The sequence below is a fragment of the Saccharopolyspora hattusasensis genome, from assembly GCF_050972075.1.
Taxonomy (GTDB): Bacteria; Actinomycetota; Actinomycetes; order Mycobacteriales; family Pseudonocardiaceae; genus Saccharopolyspora; species Saccharopolyspora hattusasensis.
The window spans coordinates 3,145,281-3,163,788 of record NZ_JBPCDC010000001.1; the positions used below are offsets into that span (position 1 = coordinate 3,145,281).

At 67.5% G+C, this 18,508-nt stretch carries 18 protein-coding genes, 2 rRNA genes and 1 pseudogene (1 of these 21 running past the window's edge); 9 read left to right on the forward strand and 12 right to left on the reverse strand.

The features are described 5' to 3' along the window. Nucleotides 1-2 precede the first annotated feature (2 nt). On the reverse strand, nt 3-440 hold the full coding sequence (locus tag ACRXBZ_RS14225; protein WP_210435458.1) for a hypothetical protein: 438 nt from the start codon (nt 438-440) through the stop codon (nt 3-5). Nucleotides 441-863: 423 nt separating this feature from the next. Between ACRXBZ_RS14225 and ACRXBZ_RS14230 the strand changes: the two genes are divergently transcribed. Further along, a complete protein-coding gene (locus ACRXBZ_RS14230) occupies nt 864-1,790 on the forward strand; it encodes a diacylglycerol/lipid kinase family protein (protein WP_433879540.1) in 927 nt (308 codons plus the stop codon). 248 nt (nt 1,791-2,038) lie between these two features. Then, nucleotides 2,039-2,293, forward strand: a complete 255-nt coding sequence (locus ACRXBZ_RS14235; protein WP_010304783.1) for a WhiB family transcriptional regulator — start codon at nt 2,039-2,041, stop codon at nt 2,291-2,293. Between the two features lie 285 nt (nt 2,294-2,578). Here ACRXBZ_RS14235 and ACRXBZ_RS14240 read toward each other — a convergent pair whose 3' ends face one another. Further along, nucleotides 2,579-4,072, reverse strand: a complete 1,494-nt coding sequence (locus ACRXBZ_RS14240) for a PAS domain-containing sensor histidine kinase (protein ID WP_168585231.1) — start codon at nt 4,070-4,072, stop codon at nt 2,579-2,581. Between the two features lie 30 nt (nt 4,073-4,102). Further along, a complete protein-coding gene (locus tag ACRXBZ_RS14245; protein ID WP_168585232.1) occupies nt 4,103-4,318 on the reverse strand; it encodes a biotin/lipoyl-binding carrier protein in 216 nt (71 codons plus the stop codon). Nucleotides 4,319-4,500: 182 nt separating this feature from the next. Here ACRXBZ_RS14245 and ACRXBZ_RS14250 point away from each other — a divergent pair, with 182 nt between their 5' ends. Continuing rightward, complete coding sequence (locus ACRXBZ_RS14250) at nt 4,501-4,578, forward strand: 50S ribosomal protein bL37 (protein WP_371812874.1); 78 nt, start codon at nt 4,501-4,503, stop codon at nt 4,576-4,578. Nucleotides 4,579-4,652: 74 nt separating this feature from the next. Here ACRXBZ_RS14250 and rsrA read toward each other — a convergent pair whose 3' ends face one another. Continuing rightward, nucleotides 4,653-4,985, reverse strand: coding sequence for a mycothiol system anti-sigma-R factor (rsrA, locus tag ACRXBZ_RS14255; protein ID WP_168585233.1), 333 nt, complete (start codon nt 4,983-4,985; stop codon nt 4,653-4,655). Next, nucleotides 4,982-5,614: a sigma-70 family RNA polymerase sigma factor gene (locus tag ACRXBZ_RS14260; RefSeq protein WP_433883876.1), complete on the reverse strand. Its 633-nt coding sequence runs from the start codon at nt 5,612-5,614 to the stop codon at nt 4,982-4,984. The genes rsrA and ACRXBZ_RS14260 overlap by 4 nt, the downstream gene beginning before the upstream one ends. Nucleotides 5,615-5,913: 299 nt before the next feature. On the opposite strand from ACRXBZ_RS14260, the gene ybaK reads away from it, so the two are divergent. Further along, the gene (gene ybaK, locus ACRXBZ_RS14265) at nt 5,914-6,390 is read left to right on the forward strand and encodes a Cys-tRNA(Pro) deacylase (RefSeq protein ID WP_433879541.1); all 477 of its coding nucleotides are present in this window, start codon (nt 5,914-5,916) and stop codon (nt 6,388-6,390) included. A 180-nt stretch (nt 6,391-6,570) separates the two neighbouring features. Here the strand turns inward: ybaK and ACRXBZ_RS14270 are convergent, their stop codons facing one another. From ACRXBZ_RS14270 to ACRXBZ_RS14280, 3 genes are read right to left on the reverse strand one after another with little or no spacing between them, the layout of a single operon-like run. Continuing rightward, nucleotides 6,571-7,182: an alpha/beta hydrolase family protein gene (locus ACRXBZ_RS14270; RefSeq protein WP_433879542.1), complete on the reverse strand. Its 612-nt coding sequence runs from the start codon at nt 7,180-7,182 to the stop codon at nt 6,571-6,573. Further along, nucleotides 7,179-7,895: an SOS response-associated peptidase gene (locus ACRXBZ_RS14275; protein WP_433879543.1), complete on the reverse strand. Its 717-nt coding sequence runs from the start codon at nt 7,893-7,895 to the stop codon at nt 7,179-7,181. The genes ACRXBZ_RS14270 and ACRXBZ_RS14275 overlap by 4 nt, the downstream gene beginning before the upstream one ends. Nucleotides 7,896-7,933: 38 nt before the next feature. Further along, complete coding sequence (locus tag ACRXBZ_RS14280) at nt 7,934-8,698, reverse strand: SOS response-associated peptidase (RefSeq protein ID WP_433879544.1); 765 nt, start codon at nt 8,696-8,698, stop codon at nt 7,934-7,936. A 207-nt stretch (nt 8,699-8,905) separates the two neighbouring features. On the opposite strand from ACRXBZ_RS14280, the gene aroA reads away from it, so the two are divergent. The 4 genes and pseudogenes from aroA to ACRXBZ_RS42160 form a co-directional block, all read left to right on the forward strand. Further along, nucleotides 8,906-10,174 carry a 3-phosphoshikimate 1-carboxyvinyltransferase gene (gene aroA, locus ACRXBZ_RS14285; RefSeq protein ID WP_433879545.1) on the forward strand — a complete coding sequence of 423 codons (1,269 nt, stop codon included), beginning with the start codon at nt 8,906-8,908 and terminating at the stop codon, nt 10,172-10,174. 19 nt (nt 10,175-10,193) lie between these two features. Continuing rightward, on the forward strand, nt 10,194-11,204 hold the full coding sequence (gene rsgA / locus ACRXBZ_RS14290) for a ribosome small subunit-dependent GTPase A (protein ID WP_433879546.1): 1,011 nt from the start codon (nt 10,194-10,196) through the stop codon (nt 11,202-11,204). 158 nt (nt 11,205-11,362) lie between these two features. Further along, nucleotides 11,363-12,223, forward strand: a complete 861-nt coding sequence (locus ACRXBZ_RS14295; protein WP_433879547.1) for an SCO4651 family lipoprotein — start codon at nt 11,363-11,365, stop codon at nt 12,221-12,223. Between the two features lie 305 nt (nt 12,224-12,528). Beyond that, a pseudogene (locus ACRXBZ_RS42160) lies at nt 12,529-13,287 on the forward strand (SCO4651 family lipoprotein); the annotation flags it as partial. A 126-nt stretch (nt 13,288-13,413) separates the two neighbouring features. On the opposite strand, the gene ACRXBZ_RS14305 reads toward ACRXBZ_RS42160, so the two are convergent. Then, on the reverse strand, nt 13,414-13,917 hold the full coding sequence (locus ACRXBZ_RS14305) for a DUF6912 family protein (protein ID WP_433879549.1): 504 nt from the start codon (nt 13,915-13,917) through the stop codon (nt 13,414-13,416). After that, entirely contained in the window at nt 13,914-15,347 is a 1,434-nt protein-coding gene (locus ACRXBZ_RS14310; RefSeq protein ID WP_433879550.1) for a WS/DGAT/MGAT family O-acyltransferase, read from the reverse strand. Before ACRXBZ_RS14310 ends, ACRXBZ_RS14305 begins: the two co-directional genes overlap by 4 nt. An 82-nt stretch (nt 15,348-15,429) precedes the next feature. On the opposite strand from ACRXBZ_RS14310, the gene ACRXBZ_RS14315 reads away from it, so the two are divergent. Further along, nucleotides 15,430-16,194 carry a TrmH family RNA methyltransferase gene (locus ACRXBZ_RS14315; protein ID WP_168589861.1) on the forward strand — a complete coding sequence of 255 codons (765 nt, stop codon included), beginning with the start codon at nt 15,430-15,432 and terminating at the stop codon, nt 16,192-16,194. Nucleotides 16,195-16,318: 124 nt separating this feature from the next. Here the strand turns inward: ACRXBZ_RS14315 and rrf are convergent. Continuing rightward, a 5S ribosomal RNA gene (gene rrf / locus ACRXBZ_RS14320) occupies nt 16,319-16,435 on the reverse strand. 121 nt (nt 16,436-16,556) lie between these two features. Continuing rightward, nucleotides 16,557-18,508, reverse strand: a 23S ribosomal RNA gene (locus tag ACRXBZ_RS14325); it runs 1,120 nt beyond the window's last position.

The following is an 18,508-nucleotide window of genomic DNA, read 5'->3' on the forward strand; positions in this document are numbered from 1 at the left end:
GCTCATTCGTCGCGATCGGCGTCGGGGGCGGTGCTCGACGAGAAGGACCAGGCCCGCCCCTCCCGGTTGAACAGGAACCACAGCACCGCGACCGCCGGCACCGCGATCACCAATGCGATCACCGGTTGCGAGGACGGCCCGAACGCGTACCAGGCGGTGCCCAACAGCAGCAGCTGCATCAGCAGCGCAGGCGTGCGCGCCCAGTGCTTGCCCTTCCACAGGCCAATGCCCGCGGCCAGCACACCTCCCGCCAGAAGCGTGTAGTACCCGGCCTCGCCGTACATCTGGCCGCGCTCGAACTGCCCCACTCCCCCGAGGTCGGGCGCGGTGCTGCGGACGAGCAGCGCCACGACGAAGATCAGCCCGGCCACCCCTTGCAGGGTGGTCAGGACACCCGCGATGCGGATGGTGCGCGGGACGACTTCGGTCGGCACGGTCACGGTCGCCTTTCCCGGATCAAAATCGGTGACTCTGCGTATGCGCCTCCGATGGTAATACCGCCCGAACGCCGCATGGCTGCGACCACTGTCACGCGCAATGATCGACTCATGGCTAGAGCGGCGGTCGGGGATATCGGGGTTTCCTCGCGATCCGCCGTCGGCCGGGCAGGTACCGGCGGAAAACGGTCGGATGCGCTCCGGGGTTGCGCATCCGGGTTCCGCCGGATCTTGGTGGCAGTCTCAACGGCGCGGCGCACCCGTTCCTGGTGTCTCAGCCGGCCGGCCCCACCGCAGCCCGGCACGCCGGCCGGTCCGTGTGCGGCCCGCTGCGGAAGGGGGATCACCGGGAGATCTGAACCGCGGTTGCGACGCAGAGCACCGGACGGTGCGTCGGCCCGCACGGGCCTCGCCTAGGCTTCGGTTGTGCGCGCCGTACTCGTCGTCAACCCGCAGGCGACATCCACCACTGCGGCTGGCCGGGACGTCATCGCCCACGCGCTGGCCAGCGAGCTGAAGCTGGACGTCGTCGAAACGCAGTACTGGGGCCACGCCTCCGACACCGCGCGAGCGGCCGTCGAGGACGGCGTCGACCTGGTGATCGCGCACGGCGGCGACGGCACGGTGAACGAGGTGGTCAACGGCATGTTCTCGGCCGCCGACCTCGGCGATCGGGCGATGCCGACGTTGGGCGTGGTGCCCGGCGGTTCCGCGAACGTGTTCGCCCGCGCGCTCGGTCTGCCCAAGGACCCGGTCGAGGCCACCCACCGGCTGCTGCGCGCGGTGGCGGACGGCAGCGGGCGGATGGTCGGGCTCGGCAAGGCCGACGACCGGTGGTTCACCTTCAACGCCGGCGTCGGTTGGGACGCCGAGGTCGTCGCCGAGGTCGAGCGGCAACGCTCCCGCGGCCAGAACGTGACCCCCGCCCTGTACGCGCGCACCGCGTTGAGCTGCTACTTCCGCATGGCGCGCCGGGCCCCATTGATCAGCTTGCAAATCGGTCACGAAGAACCGATCCATCAACTACACAGCGTGTTCGTTTCGAACACCGACCCGTGGACGTTTCTCGGGTCACGTCCCGTGCGCATGAGCCCCGACACCAGCTTCGATACCGGTCTCGGGGTTTTCGCATTGCACAACATGAATGCTTACCCTGTGTTGCAATATGTAGCGGAGATGCTACGCGATAGAGGGAAACCACACCCGAGGAACTCAATTCAGCGTGCGGACGTAGGCCATCTCCGCGTAACCTGTACGGAGCCGTTGCGCCTGCAGGTCGACGGTGACTGCCTAGGCGAGCGTTCGGCGATCGAGTTTTTCTCCGTCCCAGATGCTCTCCGCGTCGCCGTATAACCTTCTCGTAACGGATGGACGTAGTTGTCGACTCGCGACCCCCATCTGCGATCGATGACACACCGAAACCCCTGGTCAAGCCCTGTCGATCTTTCAGGTGAGTTCCCTCACCACACGAGATCGAACTCTTGACATCGCGGCAGTTCGTGAAAGTATTCACAAGCACACGGACTCCGTGAAAGCATTCACAAACACCCCGAACGAAACGAGCGGCGCGCGTGGGCGCGCCTAGCGAGGAGCAAGGAACGATGGACTGGCGCCACCGTGCGGTTTGCCGCGACGAGGACCCGGAGCTGTTCTTCCCCGTTGGGAACAGTGGTCCTGCTGTGCTGCAGATCGCCGAGGCGAAGGCCGTTTGCCGCCGTTGTCCGGTCGCCTCCGAGTGCCTGGCTTGGGCACTGGAGAGCGGGCAGGACGCCGGCGTATGGGGCGGTATGAGCGAAGACGAGCGGCGCGCGCTCAAGCGGCGCAACGCTCGCACCCGGGCCCGCACCAACGCCTGAGTCGCGAAGCTCGCTGAAAACGTGCCGGGTCGGTCGCACCCCCGGTGGCCGACCACACGTTTTCGCCCCGGTCGAACAAACGGCCATCGCACCCGACAATTCAAACCCCGACGAGATACCCAGCCGATCCGCGTCGATGTCGGCCCCGGCAGGAGCCGCAAAGCTCTCCGTTCGATGAGCTGCGTTCCGCCAGGAACCCGACCCGATCGGCTACGACACGCCACCCGACCGGCATGTCACCGGAGATCGACGCACCAGCGCGGCACTCCCACCCACGGGACGGCGTCAGCGCCGGTACTTCAGAGGCACCCGCAACACCGCCTCGGTACCGGGTTGCCGGCCGCGACCGCGCAAGCTCAACGACCCTCGGAGCTCGGATTCCACGAGGGTCCGCACGATCTGCAGGCCGAGACGTTCGGCGCGTTCGAGGGAGAAACCCTTCGGAAGGCCGCGACCGTCATCGAAGATGACGACGTCCAGCCAACGCGCCGAACGCTCCGCCTGCACAACGACTTCACCGCCCTGGCCTTCCGGGAATGCGTGCTCGAAAGCGTTCTGCACCAATTCGGTGAGCACCATCACCAACGGCGTGGCCAGCTCCGCCGACACCACCCCGAAGCGACCCTCACGGCGCACCTTGACCCCGGTCTCCGCCGCGGCGACATCGCTCATCATCGGGATCACGCGGTCGACCACGTCGTCGAGATCCACCCGCTCGTCCACGGACATCGACAGCGTCTCGTGGACCAGCGCGATCGACGTGACCCGCCGGACCGACTCGTCCAAAGCAAGCCGAGCCTCATTGTTCACGGTCCGCCGCCCCTGCAGTCGCAGCAGAGCCGCCACCGTCTGCAGGTTGTTCTTGACGCGGTGGTGAATCTCACGGATCGTCGCGTCCTTGGACATCAGCGCACGGTCCCGGCGCTTGACCTCGGTCACGTCGCGCACCAGCACCAAAGCGCCGGCCTGCTGCCCGCGTGGCCGCAGCGGCAGCGCCCGGAACAGCACCGTCGCGCCCCGCGCCTCGGCCTCGATGCGCATGCTGGGCTGTCCGCTCATCGCCCGGCGGACGCGCTGCGCGACCTCGTCCGCGTCGAACGGATCGTTGAGCAGCGACCGGGTCAGCGGGGCGAGCTGCGCCCCCACCAGATCCGCGGCGTGGCCCATCCGGTGGTACGCGGAAAGCGCGTTGGGGCTGGCGAACACCACCGTGCCGGAGCTGTCCAGGCGGATGAGGCCGTCGCCGACCCGCGGGCTGGTGTGCACATCGGGCGCCGGCTCCGGGGTCGGGAAGGTCCCGTCCGCGACCATCTGGCACAGGTCGGCCGCGCTGCCCAGGTAGGAGATCTCCAGCGGCGACGGCACTCGCGGCACGGCCAGGTTGGTGTCCCGGCTGAGCACCGCGACGATCTCGTCACCCAGCTTCACCGGGATCGTCTCCCGGCGCACCGGCACGCCCAGGTGCCAGCGCGGATCCTCCTCGCGGCAGATCCGGCCCTCCAGGGCGGCGCGCCGCAGCTGCGGGTGCTCTTCCTGGGTGACCTCGGTACCGACGACGTCTTCCGGGTGGGCCGTGGGCGCCGTGGTCGGCCGCGCCTGCGCAACGCACAGGAACCGGCTTTCCGGCGCTTCCTGCGGGCCGATCGGGACCCAGAGCAGGAAGTCCGCGAAGGACAGGTCGGACAGCAACTGCCATTCTGCGACCACGAGCTGCAGGTGGTCGGCGGCGGTGCCGGACAGTCCGGTGTGCTCGGCGAGCAGATCACTCAGCGTGGACAAGATCCGCCTCTCTTCGTCGGCGCGGCCGCGTCACTCCACGACCGCGATGAGATCGCCTTCCTGGACCACGTCGCCGGGCTTGACCGCCATCGTGCTGACCGTGCCCGCGACCTCGCTGAGCACCGGGATCTCCATCTTCATGGACTCCAGCAGCACCAGCGAGTCGCCGTCGCCGACCGAGTCGCCCTCGCTGACCGACACCGCCATCACGTTGGCGACCATCTCGGCGCGGATCTCCTCGGCCATCGCGTTCCTCCTCGTCGTGGACCCGGTGGGTCCCTGATTAGGAAACCACGACCGGAACCACCCGCCAGCAGCAGGTGGTGGCCATGTCAAACTGGATGCTCGAAACCCCAGCGGAGACCGGGTGGTCGCGAACGCCCATCCCCGGTCGGACTGGTCGGACAGGCGAACTTTAGGGAGAGGCCATGGGTAAGCGGGCCCGCAAGAAGAAGGACCGGCGCAAGAACAAGGCCAACCACGGCAAGCGCCCCAACGGCTCGTGAATTCGGCGGCGCCAGCCGCCGAACGCGAGAATGGCCCCGGACCGGGCGGTCCGGGGCCATTCGTCGTCTTGCGGTCATTCCGCCGATGTTCGCTTGGCCCGCACCTCTACCGAGGTGCCTTCCGGGCCGCGCTCGACGGTCACCTCCGCCTTCCGCAGCACTGCCTCCCGAATGGAGGCCCGAAGCCGGTCCTTCAGCTCCGTGGGGGCGTGCTCACCGCCGCACTTGCGATGCAGCAACGCCTTGATGTGCTCTTCGATGCCGAAGTGTTCGAGGCAGCTACCGCAGCCGTCGAGATGCTGTTGCACCGCCGCGCGCCGTTGCTGGTCGCACTCGTTGTCCAGGAACAGCCACACTTCAGCGAGCACGTCCTCGCAGGAGGCTCCGTCGGGCCCGCCGCAATTCATTTAGTGCTCACCTCCCGCTTGGTCTCCCGCAAGAAGCCGCGATCACGGGCGACGTCGGTGAGCATCTCACGCAGTTGCCGGCGACCACGGTGCAACCTCGACATCACCGTGCCGATCGGTGTGCCCATGATCTCGGCGATCTCCTTGTACGCGAAGCCTTCCACATCCGCGAGGTAGACGACCATGCGGAACTCTTCGGCCAACTGTTGGAGGGCGGCCTTCACGTCGGTGTCCGGCAGCCGGTCCAGCGCTTCGACCTCGGCCGAGCGCAGGCCGCTGGAGGTGTGGTTCTCGGCCTGAGCGAGCTGCCAGTCCGCGATTTCGTCGGTCGGTTGCTGCTGCGGCTGCCGCTGCCGCTTGCGGTAACCGTTGATGTAGGTGTTCGTGAGGATCCGGTACAGCCAGGCCTTGAGGTTCGTGCCCTGCGCGAACGATTTGAAGGCGGAAAAGGCCCTGAGGTACGTCTCCTGGACCAGGTCCTCGGCGTCCTGCGCGTTGCGGGTCATCCGAAGTGCCGCGCCGTAGAGCTGGTCCAGCAGCGGCATCGCGTCCCGTTCGAAGCGGGCCGCGCGCTGCTCGTCGGTCTCCTCGCTGCGGTCGACCTCGGAGGAGTCAACCGTCGGCTCGATGTCGGCAGTGCTGAGCCGCCCGTCATCGCCGGGCCGCCGGGTTACGTCCGGGTGCTCTGGAGTGCTTGGCACCTGGCTCCTTTCCCGCCGCCTGGACGAGGTGACTGCAGGCGACGAACCCATGCGATCTTTTGCATGGTCCGTGTTCCAGGATACCCGCGCTCGCCTGCTGTTATCTGGTGGTGGCAGCAGTGCGCACTCGGGGCGATCCAGCACGCAGGTGTCCGTCGAATCCATCGTCACGAACCGTGCAACGCGGTCTGCGTCAAAGGTTATTCCAGCCTTCTAGAGTGACGCGCATGGCAGGCAAGGGCACTCCGGCGACAGCGCTGTTGAGCAAGCGACGCATCTCTCACCGGGTGCACGCGTACGAGCACGATCCACGCGCCGAGTCGTTCGGGCTGGAGGCGGCCAAGGCCCTCGACCAGCCGCCGGAGCGGATCTTCAAGACGCTGGTGGCGGAGGTCGACGGCAAGCTCACCGTCGGCGTGGTCCCGGTCACCGGGCAGCTCGACCTGAAGGCGCTCGCCGCTGCCGTCGGCGGGAAGAAGGCGAAGATGGCCGAGGTCGCCGACGCCGAACGCGCCACCGGCTACGTCGCGGGCGGGATCTCACCGCTCGGCCAGAAGAAGCGGCTGCCGGTGGTGATCGACAGGTCGGCGACGGGGTTCGAAACGGTCTACTGCAGCGCCGGGCGGAGAGGCTTGGAGATCGAGCTGGCCGCCAACGACCTGGTCCGGCTGCTCGACGCCCGCATCGCCGACATCGCCAGCTGACCCCGACACCAAACTTTCCGCAATTTCAATGGAAATCGAACCTTCGATTTCAATGGAAATTGCGGGTGATCGGCGTGTCGCACCACGACACGCCGACGCCTGTGGACAACTTCCGCAATTTCAATGGAAATTGGACCTTCGATTTCCATTGAAATTGCGGCCGAAGCCGGAGCCGAGCACTCAGTCGAGGAGGCGGAGGACTCGTCCGAGCCACTCCTGGGCCGCGCGGAAGACCGCGTCCACATCGGCCTTCAGCGAGTGGTCGCCGGGAACCAGCACCACTTCGCGGTTGTGCGACGGTTCCGGCTGGCCGAAGGCGTCCCGCTCACCCTGCACCACCAGCACCGGAGCTTCCACCCCGTCGAGCTCACCAAGCCTCGACTTCTCCGGCTTGCCCGGCGGATGCACCGGGAACGCCAGGCACAGCACCGCCGATGCCGCGCCCGCCTCCGCGGTTCGGCAAGCCACCCGCGCCCCGGACGACCTCCCGCCGAAGATCAGCGGCAGATCCGCGAACCAGCGCTCGCCGAGGTCTTCCACCACCGCGAGCCACGCCGTGTCGAGTTGCTTGGCCGGGGCGGGTGCCCGGCGGCCCGCGACCCGGTAGGGCTGCTCAATCAGCGCCACGTGCACCCCGGCTTCGGTCGCGGCCCGGGTCACCGCCACCAGGTCGGGGGCGGCGATGCCACCGCCCGCGCCATGCCCGAGCAGCAGCGCGGCGCGGCCCTCTTCGGCGCAGTGCAGTTCGGCCCAGGCCGGGCCGTGCGGCGTCTCGACCTCGACCCTGGTCATGACTCGAACAGCGCGGCTTGTTCGGCGGGTTCGGGCAGCGGCTCGACCCGTTCCAGCAGGTCCGGATGGTTGTTGCGCATGCTGTTCACCTCGGTGGAGACGGGGTGGATCGCCAGTTCGTCGAGCACCTCCCGCTCGGGTTCCAGCAGGTCCGCGATCTCGGTGCGCTGCGGGTCGAGCCAGTCGGCCCAGCGGTGCTCGGGCAGCACCAGCGGCATGCGGTGGTGGATGTCGGCCAGCTCGCCAACGGCATCGGTGGTGACGACCGCACACGTCACCAACGGCTGATCGGTGGAGTCCGGCGCCCACCAGGCGGAGAACACCGCGGCCATCGCCAGGCTGGCGCCGCTCTCGCGGATGCACAGGTACGGCTGCCGACGCCGGTCACCGGGACGCCACTCGTACCAGCCGGTGGCGGGCATCAGGCAGCGGCGGCGTCGCGCCGAGTCCGCGAAGGCCGGCTTGGTGGTGATCGACTCGGCCCGGGCGTTGATCATGGGCGGGCCGCTGCCGATCTCCTTCGCCCAGGTCGGCACCAGGCCCCAGCGCACCGGCCGGATGCTGCGTTCGGCACCGCGCTGCACGACGATCGGCACCGTCTTGGTCGGTGTCACGTTGAAATCCGCGCCCACCGCACCGGCCGCGCGATCCACCGCCGCGAACTCCTCGGCCAGCTCCGCCGGGTCGTGCCCGACGGCGTACCGACCACACATCAGAACTCACCCCGCGTTCGCCCGGCGCCCGAGCCGGCTCACTTCACGTCCGGATCCAAACCTACCGCCTGCGGTTGCTCGCCGAGCGACACGCGCTCCAGGAGCTTCGCGCCGTTGTTGCGTACGCTGTTGACCGCGGTCGACACCGGTCGGATTTCCAGTCCGTCGACCAGTTCCCGCGGCGGCGGGCCGAGCAGATCGGTGACGTCCGGGAGGTCCGGGTCGAGCCACTGCTCCCACGCCGTCGCAGGCAGCAGCAGGGGCATCCGGTCGTGCAGGTCGGTCAGCTGCCCGATCGCGCTGGTGGTGAGCACCGAGCAGGTCACCAGCGGCGGCGCGTCCTCGGCCTGAGGGTCGCGCCAGGACGCGTAGATCCCGGCCATCGCCAGGCTGGAACCGTCCGGGGAGGTCATGAAGAACGGTTGCTTCCGGCCGCCCTCGCGCTTCCACTCGTACCAGCCGTCGGCGGGCAGCAGGCACCGGTAGCGCTTGATCGAGCTGCGGAAGGCGGGTTTGGTGGTCACCGTCTCCGACTTGGCGTTGATCATCCGGCTGCCGATGGACTTCTCCTTCGCCCACATCGGCACCAACCCCCACCGCATCACCCGGATGGTGCGTTCGGTCCGTTCGAGGTCCCGATCATCGGCATCGTCGCGGGGGTGCCGCCGCACGACGCTGAACACGTTCTTGGTCGGCGCGACGTTGAAGTCCGCGCCCGGGGCTGCCCCGCCGGTGGCGTCCAACGCCGCGAACTCGGCCGCGAGCTTGCCCGGATCCTTCGTGGAGGCGTACCTGCCGCACATGCCTGGTCGAACCTCCGTCACCTCGTAGCGGAACGCTCGACCTCATCCTTGCAGCCCGGATCGTCGCAGGCGAGCGACATCGCTACCCGAACCACAACGCCCACCACTGGCGCAACTCGCGCCGCCACGGGAACCGACCTGCGCAGACGCACCACCGGGTGGCCCCCGCCGCTGAAAACGGGGAGCCGGGTGGGGGATCATTGCCCTATGACCCAGCTCTGGCCTGCCCCGGTCGCCCGCGGCGCGGTGCACGCGACCGTCCCGGTGCCCGGTTCGAAGTCCATCACCAACCGCGCGCTGGTGCTCGCCGCGCTCGCCGAGGGCCCGTCGACCCTGCGCGCCCCGCTGCGCAGCAGGGACACCGAGCTGATGGCCGGGGCGCTGCGTTCCCTCGGGGTCGAGGTGCACGACGGACCGGACGGCTCGTGGCAGGTCACCCCGGCCGAGCCGCACGGGCCGGCCGAAGTCGACTGCGGCCTGGCCGGCACGGTCATGCGGTTCGTGCCGCCGGTCGCTGCCCTGGCAGTCGGACGGATCACCTTCGACGGTGATCCGCAGGCCCGCCAGCGCCCGCTGGGCACGGTGCTCGACGCGCTGCGCGAGCTGGGGGCCGAGATCGACGGCACCGCCCTGCCGTTCGACGTGCACGGCACCGGGAAGCTCGCCGGTGGCACGGTCACCATCGATGCGTCCGCGTCGTCGCAGTTCGTCTCCGGCCTGCTGCTGTCCGCGCCGCGGTTCGAGCAGGGCGTCACGGTGCTGCACCAAGGCAAGCCGGTCCCGTCGCTGCCGCACATCGAGATGACGGTGTCGATGCTGCGCGCCGCCGGTGCCGACGTCGACGACCAGGAACCGAACACCTGGCGGGTGGCACCGGGCAAGATCCACGCGCTGGACGTCGACATCGAACCCGACCTCTCCAACGCCACCCCGTTCCTCGCCGCCGCAGCGGTAACGGGCGGCACCGTGACCGTGCCCGGTTGGCCGGCGCAGACCACGCAGGCCGGCGACGCCATCCGCGAAATCCTCCGCCAGATGGGCGCGCACGTGCAGCGGACCGAGGCCGGTCTGACCGTCACCGGCCCCGATGAACTCACCCCGATCGACATCGACCTGCACGACGTCGGCGAGCTCACCCCGACGGTCGCGGCGCTGGCGGCGCTAGCCCCCGGCCGCTCGCAACTGCGCGGCATCGCGCACCTGCGCGGCCACGAGACCGACCGGCTCGCCGCGCTGCAGAACGAGCTCAACAAGCTGGGCGGCGCGGTCGAGCAGACCGAGGACGGGCTGCTGATCGAGCCCCGGCCGCTGACCGGCGGGAACTGGCACTCCTACGCCGACCACCGGATGGCCACGGCTGGCGCGATCCTCGGGCTGAGGGTGCCCGGAGTGGCCGTCGAGGACATCGCGACGACCGCCAAGACGATCCCCGACTTCCCGGGGATGTGGGCGACGATGCTCGGGGAAACGGCGTGAGCGCGGGGGCGGCGATCTGATGCGCAAGCGCGGTTGGCAGGATCTGGACGAGTCCGATGTGCGGGTGCGTCCCGGACGCCGCGGCAGCCGTCCGCGCAGCAAGCAACGCCCCAAGCACGCCGACGCCGCGGCCGCGATGATCGTCGCGGTCGACCGCGGGCGGTGGACCTGCGCGTTGGAAGGCGACCCCGACCAACTGGTCACCGCCATGCGGGCCCGCGAACTCGGCCGCACGCCGGTGGTGGTCGGGGACCGGGTCGACCTGGTCGGCGACATCTCCGGCAAGCCCGACACGCTGGCCCGCATCGTGCGGGTCGCAGACCGCACCAGCGTGCTGCGCCGCACCGCCGACGACACCGACCCCTACGAACGGGTCGTGGTCGCCAACGCCGAACAGCTGGTCATCGTGACCGCGCTGGCCGACCCGCCGCCGCGGCCCGGCTTCATCGACCGCTGCCTGGTCGCCGCCTACGCGGGCGGGCTGACCCCGGTGCTGTGCCTGACCAAGGCCGACCTCGCCGACCCCGGCGAGTGGATCGACACGTACTCCTCGCTGGACATGCCGATCACGATCACCCGGCTGGACGCCGAACCCGAGGAGCTGCGCGCCCTGCTCACCGACCGCGTCTCCGCGCTGGTCGGCCACTCCGGGGTCGGCAAGTCCACATTGGTCAACCGGCTGGTGCCGGCCGCGGAGCGGGCGACCGGCGAGGTCAGCGGGGTCGGCAAGGGCCGGCACACCTCCACCTCGGCGGTCGCGCTGCCGCTACCCGAGCGGGGCGGCTGGGTGGTGGACACCCCGGGCATCCGCTCGTTCGGCTTGGCGCACGTCACCGCGGACGACGTGATCGCCGCGTTTGAGGGCTTCGCCGAAGCGGCCGAGGAATGTCCGCCGAACTGCGGTCACCTCGGCGGTTCCGACGATCCGGAGTGCCACCTGGACACCTACGCGTCCGACGGCGGGAACGTCGAACAGCTCACCTCACTGCGCCGCCTGCTGCGCTCCCGTGCCGGACTCGACGAAGCCTGATCCCCCCGAACGAGTCGCGATCGTCCCCTGTGGTCTCACGACATCGTTGCTAGCGTGGGGCTCGGTCTGCGCGGGTCGTTCTCACGCCCGCACAGCCAATATGGCGTGCGGACAACCGCACGAGCACAGTGCCGCCACCGGCCCGAGGAGCTCGCCCGATGCCACGAGCCAGCAGGACCGCGGTGTTGTCCGCTGGTCTCGCCCTGATCGCCGCACTCAGCGCCTGCGGCACCGAACCACTCCCGCAGGTCAGGGCGCTGATGGCCACCCAACCCGACGCTCGCCCAGCCGCGGGCGCCATGTTGTCGCAGGTGATCGGCAAGATCAACGAACGCGGCAACGTGCGCAGCAGCGTTCGCGGAAGCCTCGGCATGGTGGGCGAACTGGCCGCGGAAGGCACCGTCCGCTACCGGGGTCCGCTGACCGATCTCGCGTTCAGCGGCCAGACCCGCGCCCCCGGGGACAAACCGCAGCACATCGAGCTGTCCATCGTGGATGGTGTCGGGTACCTGCAGACCCCATTGACGCGGCCCGCACCCGACAAGCCGTGGCTCAAGATCACCCCCGGCGGCGCGGATTTCGGCGCAAAACTCCTTAGTCCCGCACTGCACCAGTTGCACGAAGCCGTCGACCCGCGCGCCACCTTCAGTGGCGTCGAAACCGCCACCCGCATCCAGCAGAGCGCGCCCGACACCGTCGACGGCAAGCCGACCACCCGCTACGACCTGCGGGTCATCACATCGCAGGCCGCCGACGTGGCCGCCGACCCGCAACAGCGCGCCCAGTTCCGGCAGGCCTCCGAAGATGGGGAACCGGAACTCGGATACCAGCTGTGGCTGGACGAATCCGGCCTGCCCGCGCGGTTCGCGGCCAGCCAGGAAGTCGCGCAGGCCGGCAAGGTGTCGCTGACTTCGACCTACCGCGACTGGGGCGCGGCCACCGAAATCCCGGTCCCGCCGGCCGGACAAGTCGGCGTCTTCGAGGACCTGCCGCGGCAGGCCCAACAACCGCCGCGCTGACCGGGCTTCTGGCAAAGCACCCTAAAAGGGCAACGCGGAATGTGAGAGCCTGTCGGCGAATGCCGTCTGCGCCTTTGGAAGCGGCGTAGCCGCTTGCGTTCACCTTGCCAGGACGACCGTTGGCGGGTTCTGAGAGGTTTTCTGGTGAGGACGGACCCTCCGCCGTGTATTGGTCATACGTCAGGAGGGGCACCCGCAGTCCGGGGAGCCTCTCAGGTTCCGCTAAGCGACCACCCACCCAGACCATTCACCAACAGGCTCTCACCTTCTGGGGCATTGCAATCTTCATCCAGAGAGGAATTCCCGTGCGTCGCACCGCAGTCGCCCTGTCCGCAGCCGCATTAGCAATCACCCTGGGCGCCTGCAGCCAGGGCGGGTCCCCGGCCGCCCCGGACAACGCCGGACAGCAGCAGACCGAGAACTCCGGCTCCTCGTTCAAGGACATCTCGTCGCTGGTCAGCTCGGCGAAGTCCAGCATGAGCGAGAAGAAGACCGTGACGGTGTCCTTCGAGGGCACCGGCGCCATCCAGAGCCTCGGCTCCATGAAATGCCAGCTGGACATCGCGCAGACCGAGATGGCCTGCACCGGACCGACCGAGATGGTGTTCACCCACGACGGCCTGTACGTCAAGAGCCCACAGCTGGCCCAGCTCTCCGGCAACCCGAGCAAGCCGTGGCTGAAGATGTCCGCCAACGACTCGATGGCGCAGCAGCTCGGACAGCTGGGCAAGATCAACGACTTGGAGACCATGCTGCCGCCCGGCTCCAGCATCACCTCCAGCGCGAAGGAGCAGGTCGACGGCCAGGACGCGACCCGCTACGAGATCGTTACCGACCTCAACGCGGCCGTCGCCGGCGCCAAGGCCGAGGACAAGGCGGCGTACGAGGCCCTGGTCGGAGCCGGGGTCTCCGAGATCAAGCAGTCCGCGTGGCTGGACGCCGAGGGCCTGCCGATCAAGGCCAACTCGACCACGCCCGCCCTCAACGTGGCCGGCCAGCACATCCCCGAGTCGACCATGACCGTGCGCTACAGCGACTGGGGCAAGCCGGTCCAGATCAACGTCCCGCCAGCGGCCAGGTCCAGGAAAAGCAGCAGTGACACCGCGGTGCGGCCTGACGCACCCCGCCCCGGGCCGCACCATCCGGTCCACGTCGCAGCGCGACGCTTCGCCGATTTCGCGTGGAATCGGCTACATCAGTTCCAGCAGGAAAGGCACTTCCTGAGGCGCGTACCAGGCCAGCTCGTGGTCCTCGGCCTCGCCGAGGGTGAACTCCGCATCCGGGTCGCCGAGATCAGCCGCGTCGATGACCTCAGCCGCGGCGCGCACCGCCTCCTCGGCTTCCGTGGCGTCCACGTGCACCGCCGCGAGCTGCCGCCACTGCACCGGCCCGGCCACCTTCACGACAGCGTGGTCCAGGTCCGGTCGCAGATTCACGTCTTCGACATCGGCGGAGATCACCACCCGCCGGAACTCCACCTTCTCGCCCGCGCCCAGATCACCGGCGATCAACCGCAGCGACGCCCGAGCGGCCTCCCGCATCGCCGCGTACTCCAACTCCTCCGTGTCGCCGCTGGCGTAGGACTCGCGCAGCGCCGGTGTCAACGCGAACGCTGTCCCGCCCAACGGCTGCAACTGCTTCTCCTCCACCAACTGCCGCAACATCGGCACCGTGGCGGGCAGGTAAACCCTCATGCGTCGACCGTCCCGATCATCTCGTCCACTGCTTCTCCGATCATCGCCGCGAGCACGTCCACATCGGGCATCGCATCCCGATCCGCGTTCAACCCGAAGTACACACCGCCGTCGTAGGAAGTAACGCCAACCGACAGCGACTGGTTCTTGGCCAACGGCACCACCGGGAACATCTCCATCATCCTCGCCCCCGCCGCGTACAACGGCACCTGCGGTCCCGGAACGTTCGTCACCAGCACGTTGAACAGCCGGTCGGAGAACTGGTTCGCGACCCGCGCCCCCAACGCGTGCAGGGTCGGCGGCGCGAACCCGGACACCTTCACCAGCGCACTGGCCGCCACCGACTGGCCGGACTCCGCGTGCGCCCTCATCGCATGACTGACCTGGTGCAGCCGGACGATGGTGTTGCCCTCACCGACCGGCAGATCCACGAGATAAGCCGACACCTTGCCGCCGACCGATCCGACCGGCCGGCTGCCAGTCTCCGGGTACGTCGCCCGCGCCTCGTCGTCGGAGCGGACCGACACCGGCACCATCGCGCGCACCGTCGTCGACGGGGTCACCACCTCACCGCGGGACAACAGCCAGTTCCGCAAGGCACAGGTCACTACCGCCAGCACCACGTCGTTGACCGTGCTGCCGTGGGCCCGGCGGACGGCACGGAAATCGTCTAGCTTGGCCCTCGCGACGGCGAAACGTCGCTGGGTGGAAGTCGGCGCGTTCAGCGGCCCGCTCGGCGCCGGGACCACTGCCGTCCGCAGTGCCGAGGCGACGCCGCCGAGCGCCCTCATGACCTTCTGCACCGTCGCGGTCGCGTCGGCCACCGCTGCCCGGACGTTCTCCACCATTTCACCGGGCCGCTGCACCGCATCGGTCATCGCCTCGACCAGCAGCTCGGCCAGGCTCGGCTCCGGGCGCGGCATCCACAGCTCGTCGGCGTCCGGGACCTCCCGGTCGCATTCCACGTCCAGGATCACCTGGCCGATGTCGATCGCGCCGATACCGTCGACCATCGCCTGGTGGGTCTTGGTGATCACCGCCACCCGGTTCTTGGACAGCCCCTCCACCAGGTAGATCTCCCACAGCGGGCGGGTGTGGTCGAGCTTCCGGGACATCAGCCGGGCCGCCAGGTCGTGCAGCTGGTCGTCGTTGCCCGGCTTGGGCAGCGCCGAGCGACGCACGTGGTAGGTGATGTCGAAGTCCTGGTCGTCCACCCACACCGGGCGGACGAGCCCACCCGGAACCTGCATCACCCGCTGCCGGTAGCGCGGCACGAGGCCCAGGCGGCGGTCGATCAGCGCCAGCACCTTGTCGTAGTCGAACCCGGTGCGCGGGCGCCGGAACACCGCGACGCCGCCGACGTGCATCGGCGTCGTGTAGTCCTCCAGGTAGAGGAAGGAGGCGTCGACTGCGGAGAGACGATCGGACATGACCGCGATCCTGGCACACAACCGGCCCGATCCCGAGGGTTCCAGTCGAGGCGGGCGTGGGAGCGCGTGTGACACTTGAAAAGTGACCAGCGAAGTTTCCCCGAAAGATCGATTCGTCACCGTCTACGGCCGAAAGCCGGTGTTGGAGGCGTTGGCGGACCACGACCTGCGCGTGGACAAGGTGATCCTCGCCGAGGGGCTGCGCGGGCCGATCATCGAGGAGATCAAGGACGCCGCCGCCGACCGTGCGGTGAAGATCCAGCGGGCGAGCGCGCACCGGGTGAAGGTGCTGGCCGGGAACGGTCGGCACGACCAAGGCGTGGTGGCCGACGTGGTGGCACGGAAGATGCGGCCGCTCTCGGATGCGCTCGCCGAGCCTGCGCACGCGCCGCAAACCATTCTGCTGCTCGACGGTCTGACGACACCGGCGAATGTCGGGATGATCCTGCGCACCGCGACCGCGGCCGGGATCGACGGAATCGTGGTGCCGCACCGCGGGGTCGCCAGCCTCGATCCGCTGGTTATCAAGGCTTCGGCCGGCGTAGCGTTCCACGCCCCGGTGCTGCGTACCAGGACGGCCGGTGAGGCAGCGGAAATGCTGAGCGAGGCGGGTTATCCGCTGTTCGCACTGGAGGCGTCCGCAGAGGAGAGCATCTTCGACGCCGACTTCGGGTCGCGCGCGGTGTTCGTGCTGGGCAGCGAGACCGCCGGGCTTTCAGAGGACGTGCAGACTCGCATCGCGCAGCCGCTGGCCATTCCGATGGCTGGAGGCGTGGAATCGCTCAACGTCGCCAGCGCCGCGGCGGTGCTGTGCTTCGAACTGCTCCGGCGCAAGCTGACTTCGTGAGTCGCCGGTGGTAATGGTCGTCATCGCGCCGACCATTACCACCGGCATTGACGCGCAATGGGACGCAGAAATGAGAAGGGGCCCCTTCTTCCGTTCCGGAAGAAGGGACCCCTTTCAAATAGTGTGTCGGCGGTGTCTTACTCTCCCACACCCTGTCGAGTGCAGTACCATCAGCGCTGGGGAGCTTAGCTACCGGGTTCGGAATGGGACCGGGCGGACCCTCCCCGCCATCGCCACCGACAACCCTCACCCCGCCGTAAACGACGGGAAACCAGGCGTCAGAACACGAATGACACATGTTCAATTATCAAAAGGTTCTGGTTGTTGCCCCAGAACCGTATAGTGGGTGCGTAGCAATCTTTGTGAGCAAGTCCTCAGCCTATCAGCACCAGTCAACTCCACACGTTACCGTGCTTCCATATCTGGCCTGTCAACCCAATCATCTCTTGGGGGCCTTAACCCACAACGGGTGGGAGACCTCATCTAGGAACAGGCTTCCCGCTTAGATGCTTTCAGCGGTTATCCCTCCCGAACATAGCCAACCAGCCACGCCCTTGGCAGAACGACTGGCACACCAGAGGTTCGTCCGTCCCGGTCCTCTCGTACTAGGGACAGCCTTCCGCAAGTCTCCTACGCGCGCGGCGGATAGGGACCGAACTGTCTCACGACGTTCTAAACCCAGCTCGCGTGCCGCTTTAATGGGCGAACAGCCCAACCCTTGGGACCAACTCCAGCCCCAGGATGCGACGAGCCGACATCGAGGTGCCAAACCATGCCGTCGATATGGACTCTTGGGCAAGATCAGCCTGTTATCCCCGGGGTACCTTTTATCCGTTGAGCGACACCGCTTCCACCAGCCAGTGCCGGATCACTAGTCCCTGCTTTCGCACCTGCTCGACCCGTCAGTCTCACAGTCAAGCTCCCTTATACACTTACACTCAACACCTGATTGCCAACCAGGCTGAGGGAACCTTTGGGCGCCTCCGTTACCCTTTAGGAGGCAACCGCCCCAGTTAAACTACCCACCAGGCACTGTCCCCGATCCGGATCACGGACCCGAGTTAGATGCCCGGAACGACCAGAGTGGTATTTCACCAACGACTCCACACCCACTAGCGTGAATGCTTCACAGTCTCCCACCTATCCTACACAAGCCGAACCAAACACCAATACCAAGCTATAGTAAAGGTCCCGGGGTCTTTCCGTCCTGCCGCGCGAAACGAGCATCTTTACTCGTACTGCAATTTCACCGGGCCTGTGGTCGAGACAGCGGAGAAGTCGTTACGCCATTCGTGCAGGTCGGAACTTACCCGACAAGGAATTTCGCTACCTTAGGATGGTTATAGTTACCACCGCCGTTTACTGGCGCTTAAATTCTCCGCTACACCCCAAAGGGTTCACGGGTCCTCTTAACGTTCCAGCACCGGGCAGGCGTCAGTCCATATACATCGCCTTACGGCTTCGCATGGACCTGTGTTTTTAGTAAACAGTCGCTTCTCCCTGGCCTCTGCGACCACCACCAGCTCCCCAAGCACGTCGGTTCACCAGCAGTGGCCCCCCTTCTCCCAAAGTTACGGGGGCAATTTGCCGAATTCCTTAACCACAGTTCACCCGACCGCCTCGGTATTCTCTACCTGACCACCTGTGTCGGTTTCGGGTACGGGCCGTGAAGACACTCGCTAGAGGCTTTTCTCGACAGCATGGGATCACTCACATCGCCACAACGGCTACGCATCACCCCTCACCCACAAGGCATGCGGATTTACCTACACACCGGGCTACAGGCTTACACCAGTACAACCACTCACTGGCAGAGCTACCCTCCTGCGTCACCCCATCACTTAACTACCGCCCCATCAGGTCCCATGCCAGCACGCATATCACCCAAAGGATCAACACACACCAAGATGGTTAGTATCAAAGGTTTCGCTATGGACGCATCAACACGGGTACGGGAATATCAACCCGTTATCCATCGACTACGCCTGTCGGCCTCGCCTTAGGCCCCGACTCACCCTGGGCGGACGAACCTTCCCCAGGAACCCTTGGTCATCCGGCGGCAGAGATTCTCACTCTGCACTCGCTACTCATGCCTGCATTCTCACTCCCACACACTCCACACCAGGATCACTCCGGCGCTTCACCGCATGCAGGACGCTCCCCTACCCAACAACACACAGTGTCATTGGCATGGCTTCGGCGGTGCGCTTCAGCCCCGCTACATTGTCGGCGCAGGACCACTTGACCAGTGAGCTATTACGCACTCTTTCAAGGATGGCTGCTTCTAAGCCAACCTCCTGGTTGTCTCGGCGAT

Bases quoted from the DNA above. Each gene is read 5' to 3' on its own strand.
- ACRXBZ_RS14235 (WP_010304783.1), top strand. From the start codon at position 2,039: ATGGACTGGCGCCACCGTGCGGTTTGCCGCGACGAGGACCCGGAGCTG.
- ACRXBZ_RS14245 (WP_168585232.1), bottom strand. From the start codon at position 4,318: ATGGCCGAGGAGATCCGCGCCGAGATGGTCGCCAACGTGATGGCGGTG.
- ACRXBZ_RS14250 (WP_371812874.1), top strand. From the start codon at position 4,501: ATGGGTAAGCGGGCCCGCAAGAAGAAGGACCGGCGCAAGAACAAGGCC.
- rsrA (WP_168585233.1), bottom strand. From the start codon at position 4,985: ATGAATTGCGGCGGGCCCGACGGAGCCTCCTGCGAGGACGTGCTCGCT.
- ybaK (WP_433879541.1), top strand. From the start codon at position 5,914: ATGGCAGGCAAGGGCACTCCGGCGACAGCGCTGTTGAGCAAGCGACGC.
- ACRXBZ_RS14270 (WP_433879542.1), bottom strand. From the start codon at position 7,182: ATGACCAGGGTCGAGGTCGAGACGCCGCACGGCCCGGCCTGGGCCGAA.
- ACRXBZ_RS14275 (WP_433879543.1), bottom strand. From the start codon at position 7,895: ATGTGTGGTCGGTACGCCGTCGGGCACGACCCGGCGGAGCTGGCCGAG.
- ACRXBZ_RS14280 (WP_433879544.1), bottom strand. From the start codon at position 8,698: ATGTGCGGCAGGTACGCCTCCACGAAGGATCCGGGCAAGCTCGCGGCC.
- aroA (WP_433879545.1), top strand. From the start codon at position 8,906: ATGACCCAGCTCTGGCCTGCCCCGGTCGCCCGCGGCGCGGTGCACGCG.
- rsgA (WP_433879546.1), top strand. From the start codon at position 10,194: ATGCGCAAGCGCGGTTGGCAGGATCTGGACGAGTCCGATGTGCGGGTG.
- ACRXBZ_RS14295 (WP_433879547.1), top strand. From the start codon at position 11,363: ATGCCACGAGCCAGCAGGACCGCGGTGTTGTCCGCTGGTCTCGCCCTG.
- ACRXBZ_RS14305 (WP_433879549.1), bottom strand. From the start codon at position 13,917: ATGAGGGTTTACCTGCCCGCCACGGTGCCGATGTTGCGGCAGTTGGTG.
- ACRXBZ_RS14310 (WP_433879550.1), bottom strand. From the start codon at position 15,347: ATGTCCGATCGTCTCTCCGCAGTCGACGCCTCCTTCCTCTACCTGGAG.